This window comes from Actinomyces ruminicola, assembly GCF_900103885.1.
Taxonomy (GTDB): domain Bacteria; phylum Actinomycetota; class Actinomycetes; order Actinomycetales; family Actinomycetaceae; genus Actinomyces; species Actinomyces ruminicola.
On the sequence record NZ_FNIM01000004.1, the window covers coordinates 150,550 to 166,636 of the forward strand.

14 protein-coding genes are annotated in these 16,087 nt (G+C 69.2%); 5 read left to right on the forward strand and 9 right to left on the reverse strand.

Translation table 11 applies throughout. The features are described 5' to 3' along the window. Positions 1 to 8: 8 nt before the first annotated feature. The 7 genes from BLR49_RS05585 to BLR49_RS05615 all read right to left on the reverse strand — a co-directional run bounded on the left by BLR49_RS05585 (position 9) and on the right by BLR49_RS05615 (position 7,929). Positions 9 to 431, reverse strand: coding sequence for a cytidine deaminase (locus BLR49_RS05585; RefSeq protein WP_092534718.1), 423 nt, complete (start codon positions 429 to 431; stop codon positions 9 to 11). 95 nt (positions 432 to 526) lie between these two features. Continuing rightward, on the reverse strand, positions 527 to 1,819 hold the full coding sequence (locus BLR49_RS05590) for an ABC transporter permease (RefSeq protein ID WP_092534721.1): 1,293 nt from the start codon (positions 1,817 to 1,819) through the stop codon (positions 527 to 529). A gap of 3 nt (positions 1,820 to 1,822) precedes the next feature. After that, positions 1,823 to 3,088, reverse strand: coding sequence for an ABC transporter permease (locus BLR49_RS05595; RefSeq protein ID WP_092534725.1), 1,266 nt, complete (start codon positions 3,086 to 3,088; stop codon positions 1,823 to 1,825). After that, positions 3,085 to 4,611: an ABC transporter ATP-binding protein gene (locus BLR49_RS05600; RefSeq protein WP_092534728.1), complete on the reverse strand. Its 1,527-nt coding sequence runs from the start codon at positions 4,609 to 4,611 to the stop codon at positions 3,085 to 3,087. Before BLR49_RS05600 ends, BLR49_RS05595 begins: the two co-directional genes overlap by 4 nt. Positions 4,612 to 4,756: 145 nt before the next feature. After that, on the reverse strand, positions 4,757 to 5,851 hold the full coding sequence (locus tag BLR49_RS05605; protein ID WP_092534731.1) for a BMP family lipoprotein: 1,095 nt from the start codon (positions 5,849 to 5,851) through the stop codon (positions 4,757 to 4,759). 325 nt (positions 5,852 to 6,176) lie between these two features. Then, on the reverse strand, positions 6,177 to 7,343 hold the full coding sequence (locus BLR49_RS05610; protein ID WP_092534734.1) for a mannose-1-phosphate guanylyltransferase: 1,167 nt from the start codon (positions 7,341 to 7,343) through the stop codon (positions 6,177 to 6,179). 4 nt (positions 7,344 to 7,347) lie between these two features. Further along, positions 7,348 to 7,929 (reverse strand): 2'-5' RNA ligase family protein, encoded by a 582-nt coding sequence (locus BLR49_RS05615; RefSeq protein WP_092534737.1) that lies wholly within the window; start codon positions 7,927 to 7,929, stop codon positions 7,348 to 7,350. Positions 7,930 to 8,078: 149 nt separating this feature from the next. On the opposite strand from BLR49_RS05615, the gene galK reads away from it, so the two are divergent. From galK to BLR49_RS05635, 4 genes are all read left to right on the forward strand, one after another. Then, positions 8,079 to 9,386, forward strand: a complete 1,308-nt coding sequence (gene galK / locus BLR49_RS05620) for a galactokinase (protein ID WP_092534816.1) — start codon at positions 8,079 to 8,081, stop codon at positions 9,384 to 9,386. A gap of 299 nt (positions 9,387 to 9,685) precedes the next feature. Beyond that, complete coding sequence (locus tag BLR49_RS05625; protein ID WP_092534740.1) at positions 9,686 to 10,741, forward strand: permuted SH3 domain-containing protein; 1,056 nt, start codon at positions 9,686 to 9,688, stop codon at positions 10,739 to 10,741. Continuing rightward, positions 10,738 to 11,535, forward strand: coding sequence for an ABC transporter ATP-binding protein (locus BLR49_RS05630; RefSeq protein ID WP_176765792.1), 798 nt, complete (start codon positions 10,738 to 10,740; stop codon positions 11,533 to 11,535). Before BLR49_RS05625 ends, BLR49_RS05630 begins: the two co-directional genes overlap by 4 nt. Further along, positions 11,532 to 12,863: an ABC transporter permease gene (locus tag BLR49_RS05635; RefSeq protein WP_092534743.1), complete on the forward strand. Its 1,332-nt coding sequence runs from the start codon at positions 11,532 to 11,534 to the stop codon at positions 12,861 to 12,863. The genes BLR49_RS05630 and BLR49_RS05635 overlap by 4 nt, the downstream gene beginning before the upstream one ends. 60 nt (positions 12,864 to 12,923) lie before the next feature. Here the strand turns inward: BLR49_RS05635 and BLR49_RS13930 are convergent, their stop codons facing one another. Continuing rightward, positions 12,924 to 13,352 carry an acylphosphatase gene (locus BLR49_RS13930; RefSeq protein ID WP_092534746.1) on the reverse strand — a complete coding sequence of 143 codons (429 nt, stop codon included), beginning with the start codon at positions 13,350 to 13,352 and terminating at the stop codon, positions 12,924 to 12,926. A gap of 143 nt (positions 13,353 to 13,495) precedes the next feature. Between BLR49_RS13930 and BLR49_RS05645 the strand changes: the two genes are divergently transcribed. Next, the gene (locus BLR49_RS05645) at positions 13,496 to 14,365 is read left to right on the forward strand and encodes an exodeoxyribonuclease III (RefSeq protein ID WP_092534749.1); all 870 of its coding nucleotides are present in this window, start codon (positions 13,496 to 13,498) and stop codon (positions 14,363 to 14,365) included. Between the two features lie 309 nt (positions 14,366 to 14,674). Here the strand turns inward: BLR49_RS05645 and BLR49_RS13020 are convergent, their stop codons facing one another. After that, the gene (locus tag BLR49_RS13020; protein ID WP_143013714.1) at positions 14,675 to 15,745 is read right to left on the reverse strand and encodes a hypothetical protein; all 1,071 of its coding nucleotides are present in this window, start codon (positions 15,743 to 15,745) and stop codon (positions 14,675 to 14,677) included. Positions 15,746 to 16,087 lie beyond the last annotated feature (342 nt).

The window sequence follows — 16,087 nt, forward strand, 5'->3', positions numbered from 1 at the left end:
GGGTACAGTCACGGCCGGTCTCCTTCCGGGGATTGTCCTGGTGCGCCGGTGACCCGATCGATGTCGGCCTTGGTGAAGCGATCGGGGATCACCTCATCGATGGGCATCAGTCCCGACGGCATGGCCAGCAGCATGTCCGGGTGCGCGTGCTCGGACAGCACCTGGCGGCAGCGGCCACACGGGGAACAGGGCTGCCCGGCGCCATCGACGCAGACGAAGGCGACCAGGCGGCCCCCGCCGGTGCGCACGAGTTCGGACACCAGCCCGCACTCGGCGCACAGGGTGACGCCGTAGCCGGCGTTCTCCACGTTGCAGCCGGATACGAGTCGGCCGTCGTCGACCAGCGCGGCGGCGCCCACCCGGAAGTGGGAGTACGGCGCGTAGGCGCGCTCCATGGCCTGGGCGGCCAGCTCCCGCAGCCGCTCCCACATGCCCGCGTCCACAGCGGATGCAGGCGCGGCTGTGCCGACGGCGGGCGCGGCTCCCGCCGACCCGGAACCGGCCGAACCGCAGCTCTTGGCGCCGCTCACGGGTACGGGACCCCCTCGGCGGCGGGGGCGCGCACGCGACCGACGAAGCCGGCCACGGCGAACACCGTCACAATGTAGGGGATCATCAGGATGATGTTCGCCGGGATCGGGGAGCCGATGACGGACAGGGTCTGTCCGACGGAGGTGGCGAAGCCGAACAGGAGCGCGGCGTACAGGGTGCCGATGGGGTTCCAGGCACCCAGGATCATGGCGGCCAGGGCGATGTAGCCGTTGCCGGCGGACATGTCCTTGGTGAAGGCCAGGCCGGAGCCGATGGTGAAGAAGGCACCGCCCAGGCCGGCGAGCGCGCCGCCCAGCATGAGGTTGTTGACGCGGGTGCGCATCACGTTGATGCCGACGGTGTCGGCGGCCCGCGGGTGCTCGCCGCAGGCGCGCATGCGCAGACCCCAGCGAGAGCGGAACAGCATGAAGGACAGCACCGCGACGGCCGCGTACATCAGGTACACGAGGATCGTCTGCCGGAACAGCACCGGGCCGATGATCGGGATCTGCGAGAGCACCGGGATGGGCAGAGTGGGCAGCCGCATGGAGGTGTTCAGTCGCGCCGGGTTGTCGGTCAGCACCGTGGAGAACAGGAAGCTGGTCAGGCCCGATACGAAGACGTTGAGCACCACGCCGACCACGATCTGGTTGACCCGGTACTTCAGGCCGAACATGGCCAGCAGCAGGGCCACCAGGATGCCGGCGAGGGGAGCGGCGATCAGGCCGGCCCAGGGGGTGCGGGTGATGGAGGCGACTACGGCGCCGAGGAAGGCACCGCCCAGCAGCTGCCCCTCGATGGCGATGTTGATGGTGCCCGAGCGCTCCCCCACCACGCCGGCGAGCCCACCGAAGACGAGGGGGACGGACAGGGCGAGCGTGGAGGACAGGATGGTCACCAGCGGGATGACGGTGGGGCGCCCGGCGCCGGCCCAGGTCAGGAAGGAGATGATGAAGCTGGCCCCGAGCGCGAGTCCGACCCAGGTGGCGATCTGCGCCCGCCCGATGGCCCGCACCCACATGTAGGAGGTCAGTGCCACGGCCGCCAGCACCATCACCGCGATAACCGGGCGGGCCCCCAGTGTGAGCACGGGGATCTTCAGGAAGTCGGCCTTGGTGGCCAGCTGGAAGCGCGTGTCGCCGTGGCTGGCCAGCCCCATGAGCACTTCAAGGATGACCACGACGGCGCCGGTGACCGGGAGCTTGTAGGCGATCGGCTCGACGACGGCGAGCTGCCCCGGCTCCGGGCTGGCGTCGCGGGTCTGGGTGGCCGTGGGTGAGGAAGTCATGGCTCAGGCCTCCTTCTTGTCTGCGGAAGCGGTGACGGCCGAGCTCTTGGCGAGCACATCGCGGCGGCGGCGCTTCCAGGAACCGGGGGCGGGTAGGTGATAGATGGCGCGCACGAGCGGCGGGGCCGCGATGAACAGAACGATCATGGACTGCAGCACCAGCACGATGTCGATGGGGGTGCCGGTGGCGGCCTGCATGGTGGTGCCGCCGGCGGTCAGCGCCCCGAACAGCAGCCCGGCCAGTACGGTGCCCTGCGGGGTGGAACGCCCCAGCAGGGCCACGGTCATGGCATCGAAGCCGATGCTGCCCGCCACCGACGTGGTCAGGTAGTGCTGGGTGCCCAGCACCGGGGCAGTGGACGCCAACCCGCACAGGGCACCGGAGACGATCATCACCAGGGCGGTGATCCGGGGCACGTTGATGCCGGCGGTCAGCGCCGCCTGCGGGTTGAGCCCGGTGGCACGGAACTGGAAGCCGATCTCGCTGCGCTCCAGCAGCCACCACACGAACGCGGCCGCCAGCAGGGCGACGATGAATCCCAGGTGCAGGCGGAACGGCCCGACGATCAGCTTCGGATACTGGGCCGTGGCCGCCACCGGCAGCGACTTGGGGTTGGCGTTGCCCGCACCGATGAAGGTGGCCGTGGTGAGCAGGTGCGCCATCAGGTAGGCGGCGACGGAATTGAGCATGATGGTGGTGATGACCTCGCTGGCGCCGGTGGTGGCACGCAGCACGCCGACGATGCCGCCCCACAGCGCGCCGCCGAGGATCGCGCCGAGCACCGCCACCAGCAGGTGCAGCCCGCCGGGCAGGTCCCAGGCGAAGCCGGCGTAGCCGCCGACGATGGCGCCGAGGAGGATCTGTCCCTGCCCACCGACGTTGAACAGGCCGGCGCGGAAGGCCACCGCCATGCCCAGTCCCGCCAGGATCAGCGGCGTGGACACGGTCAGGGTCTCGGTGATGGGGCGCCACATGCGCGCCGTCGAGGAGGCCTGCCAGTCGAAGATGCCGCCGCGGAGCAGGGCCGAGTAGGCCTCCGCCAGGCAGGAGCCGACCGCGCCGAAGAAGTCGGCGGGGCGGGCGAAGAGGTAGCCGGCCGTGGCGCGCACGTTGTCGTCGGCGAACAGGATCAGCAGCGAGCCCACGATCATGGCGGAGATGACCGCGAGCACGCCCATGAGTGCATTCGACTCGGCGATCTGTCGCAACAAGCCGGGACGTTCGGGCCGCGCCTGGGCGCGCGGGGCTGTGGGGGTGGCTTCGCTCATCGGTTCTCCTCCTGGGCACGGGCCTGGTCGTAGGGGACGCCGGCCATCATGAGGCCCAGCACTTCGCGGGGTGTATCCGGCGGGACCACGCCGACGATCCGGCCGCGGTACATAACGGCGATGCGGTCCGACAGGGAGTAGATCTCATCCAGTTCGGAGGAGATGATCAACACGGCGGTGTCATTGTCGCGCTCCTGCACGATGCGCTTGTGGACGAATTCGATGGAGCCGACATCCAGCCCACGGGTGGGTTGGGAGGCCACCAGCACCTTCAGCTGCCGGGACAGCTCGCGGGCGAGGATGGCCTTCTGCTGGTTGCCGCCGGACAGGGTGGAGATGTGGTCGGCGACGTCGGTGACCCGCACATCGAACTCGTCGCGCAGCTGCTCGGCGTGGGCACGCACCTTGGTGGGGCTGATGGACGGGCCCGAGCCGAAGGCGGGGTCGTCGAAGCGGTCCAGGATCATGTTCTCGGCCACGGAGAATCCGGCGATCATGCCGTCGGTGGAGCGGTCCTCGGGAACGAAGCCGAGGCCGGCGCCGATGCGCCGGTGCACGCCCAGGCCAGTGACGTCCTGCTCGCCGAAGCGCACGCTGCCGACGGTGGGGGCGCGCAGCCCCAGCAGCACGTCGGCCAGCTCGGTCTGCCCGTTGCCCTGCACCCCGGCGATTCCGATGATCTCACCGGAGCGGACCTGGAGGCTGACGTCGTCGAGCAGGGTGGAGCCCTCGTCGATGAGGCTGATGTTCTCGAGTTCCAGGCCGACGGCGCCCAGTTTCGGGGCGTCCTTGTCCACGGTCAGGGAGACGGAGTGGCCGACCATGAGGCCGGCGAGCTCCGTCTGCGAGGCGGTGGGCTCGGCGGTACCGACCACCTTGCCGCGGCGGATGACGGTGATCGTGTCGGCGACCTCCCGCACCTCGCGGAGCTTGTGGGTGATGAACACGATGGAGGTGCCGGCGGCCTTGAGGTCGCGCATGATGGCGATCAGCTCGTCGGTCTCCTGCGGGGTCAGCACCGCGGTGGGCTCGTCGAGGATGAGCACCTTGGCGTCGCGGGACAGCGCCTTGATGATCTCGACCCGCTGCTGCACGCCCACGGGCAGGTCCTCGATGTAGGCGTTCGGATCCACATCGAAGCCGAAGCGTTCGGAGATCTCCCGCACCTTCGCGGCTGCCGCCTTGGCGTCGATGATGCCGGCGGCCCCGGTGGGCTCGTAGCCCAGCGCGACGGACTCGGCCACGGTGAACACGGGCACCAGCATGAAGTGCTGGTGGACCATGCCGATGCCGGCGGCGACGGCGTCACCGGGGCCCTTGAAGGTGACCGGCTGGCCGTCAATGAGGATTTCGCCGTCGTCGGGGTCGTACAGGCCGTACAGGACGTTCATGAGCGTCGACTTGCCGGCCCCGTTCTCACCCAGGAGGGCATGAATCTGGCCGGGTTCGACGGTGACGTCAATGTGGTCGTTGGCCACGAGGGATCCGAAGACTTTGGTGATTCCGCGGAGCTCGAGCAACACGGGAGGCTCGCTTCCTGTGGGTTCAGGCAATGGTTAAGGGTGGAAGTGGGCGCCGGGCGGGGAAGGAGTGCCGGGCCGGGCGCCAGTGACGCCGCCGCCCCGTCAAGGACGACGGCGTCACCGGGTTGGATTGGCGCGGGGCCGGTCAGGACGGGTCGTACGGCGTAGAGACGTCGAGGGTGCCGTCGATGATCTGCTGCTTGAGCACCTCGACCTGCTCCTTCACATCGTCGGGAACCCGATCGGACCAGTCGTGGTAGTCGGCGATGGAGACGCCGTCGTTGGCGAGCGTGCCGATGAAGGGGTCGGACGTGAAGTTGCCGGATGAGGCCTCCTGAACGGTGTCGTACACCGCGGTGCCGATGCCCTTGACCACGGAGGTCAGCATGTACTTGCTGCCGCCGATGGACTCGGTGGTGAGGTAACCGTCGGCGTCGACCCAGACGATCGCGTTGTTGTCGTCGCCGGCCTCCTTGACCGCCGCGATCGTGCCGGAGCCGACCGGGCCGGCCACCGGCAGGATGATGTCGGCGCCGTTGGAGAGGAATAGCTCAGTCAGCGATTGGCCCTTGGCGGTGTCGGAGAAGTTGCCGACGAAGGAACCCGAGCCCGGGTCGTCGGGGTTCCAGCCGAGAACCTTCACATCGGTACCGTTGTCCTCGTTGTACTTGGCCACGCCCTTGGCGAAGCCCTCCATGAAGATCTGCACCGTGGGGATCGCCATGCCGCCATAGGTGGCGACAGTGCCGGTCTGGGTGGTGCCGGCGGCGGCGTAGCCGGCCAGGTAGGCGGCCTCGGCGGTGTTGAAGGTCAGTGGCTTGGCGTTGTCCAGTTCGACCACGTTGCCGTCGGCATCGGTGAAGGAGGAGTCAATGAGCGCGAAGTCGATGTCCGGGTTCTCCTGCGCGGCGGTGGTCAGGTGCTCGGCGAGCTTGAAGCCGACGCCGATGATCAGGTTGCAGTTCTGCTGGATGAGGGAGTCGACGTTGGTGGGGTAGTCGGCGTCGGACTGGGACTCGACGGCGATCGTCTTGACGCCGAGCTCGCTCTTGGCGCGGTCCAGGCCCTCCTTGCCGGACTGGTTGAAGGACTGGTCGTCGAAGCCGCCCTCGTCGGAGACCATGCAGGCGGTGAAGTCGCTCGCTGCTCCCCCCGAGGAGGAATCGGGAGCCGAGCCGCAGGCGGCGAGTGAGAGGGCGGCAACCAGGCCGAGTGTTACGGCGGGATACTTCTTCTTCACGGTCGTGTCTCCAGATGAGGTCATGGGCTTGCGCCCTTGCAAGGAGCCGGCCGGGGTGGCACCGGCTCGAACAACCAGCATAGACGCTCCCCTGAGACCTGCCGCACAAACGGCACGAAATCGCCGCATTGCGACCATGACGTGACCCGCGCCGCAGCCGCCTTCCGGCCCGGACCAGCGTCGAACACCGCTTCCTTTCAGCCGTCTCCTTGCAGTTCCTTGCACGACTTGCATGCGCGGGCCGGGCGGCCTCCCGGTAAGCGGCCGGTCACCACCGCCCGGCATGAGCGCCCCGCTTCAACGGTCGCGGCCGCGGCGCGGGCGGTCACAGGAGCGCGTCTCGGCCCTCGGCCTTGAGCCGGTCGACCACACCCTTGACGTCCTGCGCGCGCTCCGGCGTGGTCACCAGCAGCGCATCGGGGGTATCGACCACGACGACGCCGGGGGTTCCCAGCAGCACCACCTTGCGGCCGGAGGTGGAGGCGACCAGCGCGCCGGCGGCGTCCACCGCCTCGACGTCGGCCTCCCCCAGCACAGCCGCTCCGGCCGCGGGCCCGGCCTGGCACGGAGCGATGAGCTCGGCGAGCGTGTCGAAGCCGCCGACGTCGTCCCAGCCCATGTCTCCGGGAACCGTGGCCACGCCACCCGCGGCGGCCACCGGCTCGGCGATGGCGTGGTCGATGGCGATCGCCTCCAGCGCGGGCCAGACCCGCGCCATGACGGAGTCGCGCTCGGGAGCGTCCCAGGCGGCGGCGATCTCGTCGATGCCGGCGGCAAGCGCGGGTCGCAGTGCCGCCAGGTGGTCCAGGAGCACGCCGGCGCGCACCACGAACATGCCGGCGTTCCACCGGTAGTCGCCGGCTGCGAGATAGGCGGCGGCGGTGGCGGCGTCCGGCTTCTCGGTGAAGCCGAGCACGCGGCGCCCGTCCGGCGCCCCGGGAACGTCCAGGGCCGCACCCGCGTGAATGTAGCCGAAGGCCGTGGAGGGGCCGGTGGCCTCAATGCCGATGGTCACCAGCCAGTCGGCCGCAGCCAGTGCGGCGGCCTGACGCACCGCATTGCGGAAGGCAGCGGCGTCGGCCACGAGGTGGTCGGCGGCGAAGGAGCCGACGATCGCCTCACGCCCGTGGCGGCGCGCGATCACGGCGGCGGCCAGGCCGATGGCGGCCATGGAGTCGCGCGGGGCCGGCTCCGCCAGCAGATTCTCCTCCGGCAGGTCAGGCAGCTGCCGGGCGACGGCGGCGACATGGGCCACACCGGTGACCACCGTCGTCGTCGCCGCCAGTGGGGCCAGGCGGGCCACGGTGCCCTGCAGCAGGCTGCGTCCGGCGCCGGTCAGGTCCAGAAGGAACTTGGGACGGCCCTTGCGGCTGAGCGGCCACAGCCGGGTACCGGCTCCGCCGGCGGGAATGATCGCGTGTATGACGGGAGCACCGGGGGCGTCCGCAGCTGTGGCGCTGGCGTTCCGGGCGGGGTTCTGATCGGCGTTCACCGCGTCAGGCTAACGGGTGCATCGCCCGGGCGACAGGCGTCGGCACTCCCAGGGCCGGGGTGGCGAGCGACGTCCAGCTGCCATCCGGGGCCAGCCGCTGGAGGTGGATGCGGTCGACGACGAAGGCGGCCGCGATGTCGCGGCCGGCGCTTGCGGCCAGATCAAGTGCCGCGTCGTCGACCTCGTGGGCGAGGGTGACGTGCGGGTGGAAGGGGAAGCGCAGCGTGCGATGCAGCGGCCCGTCGTCGGCGCGCAGCGCCTGCTGGAGGGCGTCTATGGCGGAGCCGCCCTCGGCGACGTCGAGGAACACCACCGGGCTGACCGGGCGGAAGGTGCCCACACCGGCGGCGCGCAGGGTGAAGGGAGCGGTCCGCGCGGCCACTCGGGTGACGTGAGCGGTCACGGACTCCAGGTCTGACTTCTCCACGGCCGTTGGCGGCAGCAGGGTGACATGCGGGGGGATGGCGTTGCCGTGGGGGTCGCCCACCGCCGTGCGCACGCCGCGCACGCGCGTCGCCCATGGCTCTGGGAGCACGATGGTGACGCCGAGGACGCACTGGGTGGGTGCGGGCGCGGGAACGTCCATGAGGCGTGCGCTCCTCCTGTGTTCGGGCGTGGGCGAATGGCAGCTGCACCCTACCCCCGCTGCGGCCTCGGGGACATCCCGGATCCGCTCTCGGGGTGTTCCCCTACAGGAGCATCGGCAGCGGCGGATTCTTCTGGCAGAATGACCCCATGCCGAGCACCGAGTCTCAACCCGCCGCCGTCGTCGGATCCGAGCCCGTCTTCTCCCCCGCCCTCACCCCGCAGGAGGGTGTCGACGCCGCCACCGGCCTGTTCCGTGAGGCCTTTGGCACCGAGCCCGACGGCGTGTGGTTCGCGCCCGGGCGCGTGAACGTCATTGGGGAGCACACCGACTACAACGGCGGCCTGGCGCTGCCGATCGCCCTGCCGCACCGCGCCCACCTGGCGCTGCGCCGCCGCGAGGACCGCACGATCCGGCTGGTCTCCCCGCAGACGCGCGAGACCATCGACGTACTCGACCTGGATGCGATCGGCCCGAAGGGAACCCCCGGCGAGGTCCGCCACTGGAATGCCTACGTGGCAGGCGTCGCCTGGGCCCTGGAGCAGGACGGACTCGGCCCGCTCAGCGGGTTCGACGCCGCCCTGTACTCCTGCGTGCCGCTCGGCGGCGGGCTGTCGTCCTCGGCCGCCCTGGAGTGCGCCACCGCCGTGGCCCTGGACGACGTGTGCTCCCTGGGCCTGGCCGGCCAGGCGGACGCCCCCGATGACACCGGCCGCGCCCGCCTGGTGACCGCCTGTATCCGCGCCGAGAACGAGATGGCGGGCGCCCCGACCGGCGGCATGGACCAGTCCGCCTCGATGCGCTGCCGCGCCGGCCACGCACTCGAGCTCGACTGCCGGGACGGCTCGGTCGCGCACGTGCCCTTCGACCTGGCGGCTGCGGGGCTGACGCTGCTGGTGATCGACACCAAGGCCAAGCACTCCCTGGTGGACGGCCAGTACGGCGCCCGCCGGGCTGCCTGCGAGCGGGCCGCCGAGATCCTGGGCGTCCCGCTGCTGGCGGACATCGACGCGGACGGGCTTGAGGACGCCCTGGAGACACTGCGTGCCTCCGGCGGGGCCGACGCCGACGTGCTGGTGGCCCGCACCCGGCACGTGATCACCGAGATCGCCCGTACCCGCGCCCTGGTGGCGCTGCTGCAGGACGGCGCCCCGCTGGCCGGCGACAAGCTGGCCCGCGCGGGGGCACTCATGGACGCCAGCCACGAGTCGCTGAGGGTGGACTACGAGGTAACCTGCCCCGAGCTCGATGTGGCCGTTCAGGCGGCCCGGGCGGCGGGCGCCCACGGCGCACGCATGACCGGAGGCGGCTTCGGCGGCAGCGCCATTGCGCTGGTGGACACCACCGCCGTGGACACCGTGGCCCGCGCCGTCGTCGACGCCTATGCGGAGCACGGCTTCGCCGCTCCGGCATTCCTGAACGCAGTACCCTCCGCGCCGGCCGGTCGCCTCGTCTGAGCAGCGCCGAGCACGCCCGGCGCTGCTCACTCGGCGAGGCACGCGTCCGGCTGCCGCTCCTCGGACGCTTGACAAGGCATACGCGTAAGCACCTCCGCATCCTCCTGGCGTAGGAGATCGCCTACTCCCGATTCCGGGATGAACCAGGGTGTTTTCCTACCTGCGGATGAGCGCGTCGGCACGCGCTACGGCATAGCCTCGTGGTGTTTTGAAGGGCCCGGCCCAGCCGCGACCCGACTCATACGCCCGACACTCCCCTACTGCCCATATCGGCCACGACGGCCGACCGGAGGTGCGCCGTGAAGCGCTATGTCCTGCCCACCATCAAGATTCTGATCGCCTTGATCGTCGCGGTCGCACTGGTGAAGATCGCCTTCTTCCCAGATTCCGATGCGGGCACGACGGCGGAGATCGAACCCGGCATCGACGCCACCACTCAGACCACCGTCGTGACCACAGGGGACATAACCAATACCGTGGACGTCAAGGGACAGGTCGTGGAGGACGCCGCCGTGGAGGCGCAGGCGACGCTCAACGGCGTCGTCGACTCCTTCGCCGTCGGCAAGGGCGCGACCGTCACGCAGGGAGAGCCGCTGCTCTACCTAAAGCTGGTTGAGCCGCAGGAGCCGACGGTGAGCACGGATGAGGAGGGCAACCCCGTCCAGACGCCCGTGGAGGACAAGGTCACCTGGTCGACCGTCTACGCTCCGTCCAGCGGCGTGGTCTCCTTCAACGTCATTCAGGACCAGGAGACGAGCGTCGGAATGGTCGTCGCCACCGTCTCCCCCGGCACCTACTCCGCCAAGGGGACCATCACCGCCGACCAGCAGTACCGGCTGACCAACGCCCCCTCCTCGGCCACCCTCACCGTGGAGGGCGGGCCGGCTCCGTTCGAGTGCACGGGCCTGAAGATCGGTACTCGGGAGACCACTTCCACCACCACCTCCGAGACCGGGCAGGTCACCACGACGACCGGCGACGGAACCACCGTCGAGGTGCGCTGCCCGGTGCCCTCGGACCAGCAGGTCTTCCCGGGGCTGTCGGTGACCATCGGCATCGACGCCGGCTCCGCCACCGACACGCTGATCGTGCCCGTCACCGCGGTGGAGGGGACCGTCACCAAGGGGAACGTCTGGGTGGTCACCGACCCCGCCGATCCCGACGCCGCCGAGAAGCGGGAGGTCACCCTGGGAATCACCGACGGTGAGAGCGTTCAGGTCACCGACGGCCTGGCCGAGGGGGACGAGATCCTGCTGTTCGTGCCGAACAAGGACATTGCGCGCACCGGGGAGCCGAACACCTGCGAGCCGGACGGCTCCGCCTGCTACGACGAGAACGGCGAGGAGATCCTGTGAGTCCCCTGCTGAGCATGCGGGGCATCGCCCGCACCTTCGAGGTGCCCGACTCCCCGCCCCTGCACATCCTCACCGACGTGAACCTGGATGTTGAGCCCGGCGAGCACGTGGCCGTGGTGGGCCGCTCCGGCACCGGCAAGTCGACGCTGCTGAACCTGATCGGCCTGATCGACCAGCCCACCGCCGGCACCTACAGCGTGGACGGGCGGGACACCCGCCGCCTGGGCGAGGCCCGCCGTGCCCATCTGCGCGGGCAGACCTTCAGCTACGTGTTCCAGTCATTCAACCTCATCGCGGGTCTGTCCACCACGGAGAACGTGGCCGCGCCGCTCCTGTATGACACGGGTGCCGCCTTCTGGACCCGCACCCGGCGCGCGGAGGAGCTGCTGACCTCGGTCGGCCTGGAGGAGAAGATCGGTGCGCCCATAGGCAACCTGTCCGGCGGTGAGCAGCAGCGCGTGGCCATCGCCCGCGCCCTGGCCCGCCGCCCCCGAGTGATTCTGGCCGACGAGCCCACCGGGGCACTCGACGTCGACACCGGCGCGCTGGTGATGGAGCTGCTTGAGCGCCAGTGCCATGAGACCGGTGCCGCGCTGATCGTAATCACCCACGACCTGGCGGTGGCAGGACGCGCGCACACCCAGTACCGACTGGACCACGGTGTACTGACCCCGATCACGGTGCGCCACGAGCGCGCCGGAGGCCTGGACGAGTTCACCGAGGTCATCGCCGGCGACGCCCAGGCACCAGGGCCGCAGGAGCGGCGCACCGTGCAGGAGGAGGCAGCATCATGACCGGCTTCTTCACCGGATTCTTCGGGGCCCTGGTGGAGGCATGGGCCCAGCTTCGCATCGGCAAGCTGCGGGTCATGCTCTCCCTGGTGGGGGTCGGGGCGGCGGTGGCCGCCATGACCTTCGTAATCGCCCTGGGGCAGGTGACCAGCGCAATCATCGACCAGGAGATCGCCAGTTACGCCGGCCGACCCGGCACGGTGCGGATCGAGGTCACCCCGACCGGGCGCGGGGTCAGCGGCGACTTCAACACCGGCTCAGACGAGGTCGGCGTCGCAGAGTCTGCTGAGGAGGGTGGCACCGAATCGCGCACCAACACCACCACTCGCATCACCGAGGCGCAGCTGCGGCTGGTGGAGCGCTACAGCGCCAGTAGCTGGGCCACCAGTTACTCCCAGCAGATGCGCGTAGCCTTCCCGGGCGGCTCCCGCAGCGTGGAGACCACCGCAGTCAGCCTCGGCTACGCCACGCTCCACCACACCGCCGTGGCGCAGGGCCGCTGGTTCTCCGCCGACGACGAGGACGACCTGTCCCCCTCGCTGGTCGTCTCCCAGGGGTTCCTGGAGCAGCTGGGCTACACCACCCTGGACGGCCCGCTGACGGTGCGCGTCCACTCACCCGCGCTAACGACCTTCACCATCGTTGGCGTGCTCAAGCCCGATGACCTGACCTGGTGCGCGGGTAACCCGGACTCGTACGAATACTGCACCCAATCGGTCAGCGCCTACGTGCTGGCCGGGCCGTATGAGCAGTGGCTGAGCCAGGAGGATCGCGCCTCACTGCCCGCACCGACGCTGGAGATCTGGGCCGGTGAGGACCAGGAGCAGCAGGTGATCAGCCTGGCGAAGCACGACCTGGACGCCCAGTTCGGGGCGGGGTCCACCAACGCCGTCTCCAACACCGGCGACATGCAGGGCCTGGACACCGGCGGCTTCACGACCACCGTCACTGTTGCGGGCGTGTTCGTCATGATCCTGGGGGCACTCAGCCTGATCAACATCTCCATGGTGACGGTCAAGCAGCGCATCCACGAGATCGGCGTGCGCCGATCCTTCGGGGCGACCAGCCGCCGGATCTTCTTCTCCATCATGCTGGAGTCGGTGGTGGCCACGGTGGTGGCGGGAATCATCGGGATCGGCATTGCCATCGTCGGCATGCGTGTGGCACCGCTGGAGACGCTGCTGGGGGTGGCGGTGGAGACCCGTCCGCCGTTCCCCATGTCGGCCGCCCTGATCGGGCTTATCGCCGCCACCGTGGTGGGGGCGCTGTCCGGCATCATCCCGGCACTGGTGGCGGTGCGCATCAAGCCGATCGACGCGATCCGCTACTGAGCGCGCGGCGGAGCGGCCTCCCGAGCGTGCGCGTTCCTCTGGTTGCCTCCGCATGGAACGTCAGTTGCCCATGATGAAGGCACGGTGGCGCAGGCTGCCGGGCTTCATGTCGGTTACGTGTACGGAGGCGACGTTCGCCCAGCGCGGGCCGTGATAGAGCCACGCGATGAGACGGGCGACATCGTCGGCAGGGCCCTGGGCGAGGACCTCCACATCGCCGTCGTCGAGGTTGCGCACCTCGCCGACCAGCCCGAGCCGCTCCCCCTCCTCCATGCAGGACCAGCGGAAGCCGACTCCCTGCACGCGCCCGGAGACGACGGCGTGGATGGTGCGCCTGCGCCCGGAATCGGGGGCGCCGTCGGACGCGGCGGTTTTCGTGGGGTCGGCCGGGGTGCCGCCTTCGGGTTCGGCCGCAACACCCGCACTCTCGGCGAGGGGCCTGGTCCGACTCGCCGGGCGCCGGAAGACGTCGAAGAACCTGCGCTCCATGGCGCCATTGTCTCAGGAAAGCGGACCGCATTACAGGGACATCCGCCGAGATCGGTAGAAGTTACGTGCCGAGATCGGTTGAAGTTACGTGCCGAGATCGGTTGCTATGGCGGCGGCCCGATGCGCACGTACACTCAGGCCCCATGCGTGTAGCCACCGTAAACGTCAACGGCATCCGTGCCGCCGCCCGCAAGCACATGGCCACCTGGCTGGAGGCATGTGCCCCCGATGTCCTGCTGTTGCAGGAGGTGCGCGCCGATGAGACGACCGCGGCGGCGCTGTTGCCCGGGTATGAGTCGGTGATCTGGCCCTGCCGGGTCAAGGGACGTGCAGGCGTCGGCGTCGCGGTACGCGAGGGAGCCCCGGTGGAGGTGGGTACGGTGCGTCGCGGCGTCAGCGACCCAGATACTGTGGAGCCCGACGTGGACTCCGGCCGTTGGCTGGAGGTGGACCTGACGCCGGTCTCCCCTAACACCGCCGCTGCTGCGGCCGCCCCCGCAGCCGCAGCGACGACGCCGACGCTCACGGTGGTGTCCGCCTACTTCCACTCCGGCCAGGTCGGGACGATCAAGATGGACCAGAAGTACGCCCACCTGAACCTGGTGGACGTGCGCATGGCATCGCTGCTGGCCGGGGCCGCGGCGGGTGGTCCGGACGTGCTCATGGCCGGGGACCTGAACATCGTGCGCTCCGAGCAGGACATCAAGAACTGGCGGCCCAACCACAACAAGTCCGCAGGCGTACTGGACGAGGAGATCGCCTACCTCGAGCGCTGGTTCGGAGACGGCTGGGTGGACGTGGCCCGCAGTCTCGCGCCCGACGCCCAGGGGCCGTACACCTGGTGGTCTCAGCGCGGCCAGGCCTTCGACAACAACGCCGGCTGGCGCATCGACTACCAGGTAGCCACGCCACGCCTGGCGGAGCGCGCCCGTGCCTTCACCGTGGACCGGGCCGCCAGCTACGCCGAGCGCTGGTCGGATCACGCCCCGCTCGTGGTCGACTACGACCTCTGAGGCAGTTCGTCGCTGTCAGCCCAGGCGACGGTTCGGCACCAACGCCGACGGTTCGTACTTTCTGGTCGACGGTTCGTACCTCCTTACGACGGTTCGGCACCTACGGGTACGAACCGCCAGGCCGAAGTACGAAGCGTCGAGGCGAAGGTACGAACCGTCAGACTCGCACGGATGTTGACCGTCGACTTACAGCGCAGCCAACACCTCGAAACAGGCACCCATAAGAACCCGGGCCCGCCGATCGCCTTGCTGACGTCACGCAAAGCAATCTCGCCGAGGCGTAACGCCCTCGCCGCAGACGGGTGCGACTCACGGCAACGGGCTCATCGCGTTCATCCAGGCCCGCGGCCGCAACACCCACGTTCTTCCCTCAGGAGAGGCATCAAGCACCTCGCGGACAATACGGTCTGGTTCTCGCAGTGCCGGCGTCTTGAACCGCACGACCCTCCAGCCACTGCGCTTGAGCCGGTCCTGACGGATTCCCTCCTGGAATACTACGTCATCTCCCGCATACTTCAGGGCGCCGTCAAACTCAACGTCGAGCATGATGTCCGGCCAGGCCAGATCCAGGAAGTACTCATTGTTCTCAGCGACTACCCGGTGCTGAAGGTCCGGCATTGGAAAGCCGGCCCCCAGGAGAATTCTGCGCAGCTCGCTTTCGCCCGGAGACTCCGCCCAGGGGGACAGCAGCTTGAGCAGATTCTGTGCGCGTACCCGCCCGTTGCGGTGGCGGTAAGAACTGAGGCGCCCTTCGACGTCGGCAACCAGCTCCTGCCACAGCACGTTGGTGTCTCGACTGCGCCAACGGTCTGGGCGGCAGTGGACTCGTAGCAGCGAGTCGCCTGCCACCAGCGCATCTGCGGGAGGTAGGTCGAGCAGACAATCGGTCAACGTACGGGCGAGCGAAGTCACCGGCACACCGTTGAAGGTGACAATGTCGTGCTCGCGGAGGTCTTCGCGGTAGTGACGGCGTAGTTGCACCCGTCGCCCCAACCGTTCCGCACGTTCTAGCGGGATACGCTCGCCCCTGGGGACCCGCCGCGCAAGTGTTCCACCGTAGATCACCTGCGGAAGCGCGGTGGCGGACACACGTGGCCTATACGACAGCAGGACATCAACATCGGGCTCGAATCTGCGCAGTGATCCCCCGTGAATGAGTACTGCGGCCTCGTATGCGATGGCGATCGTACCGGCGCCAGCACGCAGCGCGGCGACGGCCCTGGCCAGGGTCACTTCGCGTTTTTGGTCCCAGTGCCTGGCGGAGGCCTGCGGCAGGAGAATCTGTCCACGCATGATCGGTACGGCAGTTTCAGGAACGGCGCCAAGACATCCGGCGGTGGATACGACGGCTGGGAGCACAGAGGAGACATGACCGGTCATGGCTACAGCATGGAAGACAACGGCACCGTGCCGCATCTGACCGTTCACAAACATGTGAATGAGGGGCGCACCAACCACACCTGTGGACGTCGGTGGGCCGGTACTCCGTGCGCCGCCTACATTCCCGGGCCATGCAGCCAGACGACGGTTCGGCACCAACGCCGACGGTTCGTACCTTCTGGTCGATGCTTCGTACCTTCTTACGACGGTTCGGCACCTACGGGTACGAGCCGTCACGCCAAGACACGAAGCGTCGAGGCAAAGGTACGAACCGTCAGCCAGATAGCCCCGTGAAGCGCCTAGCTCATCCGAGACGTGTCACAGCGGGAGCCACAACCAGGT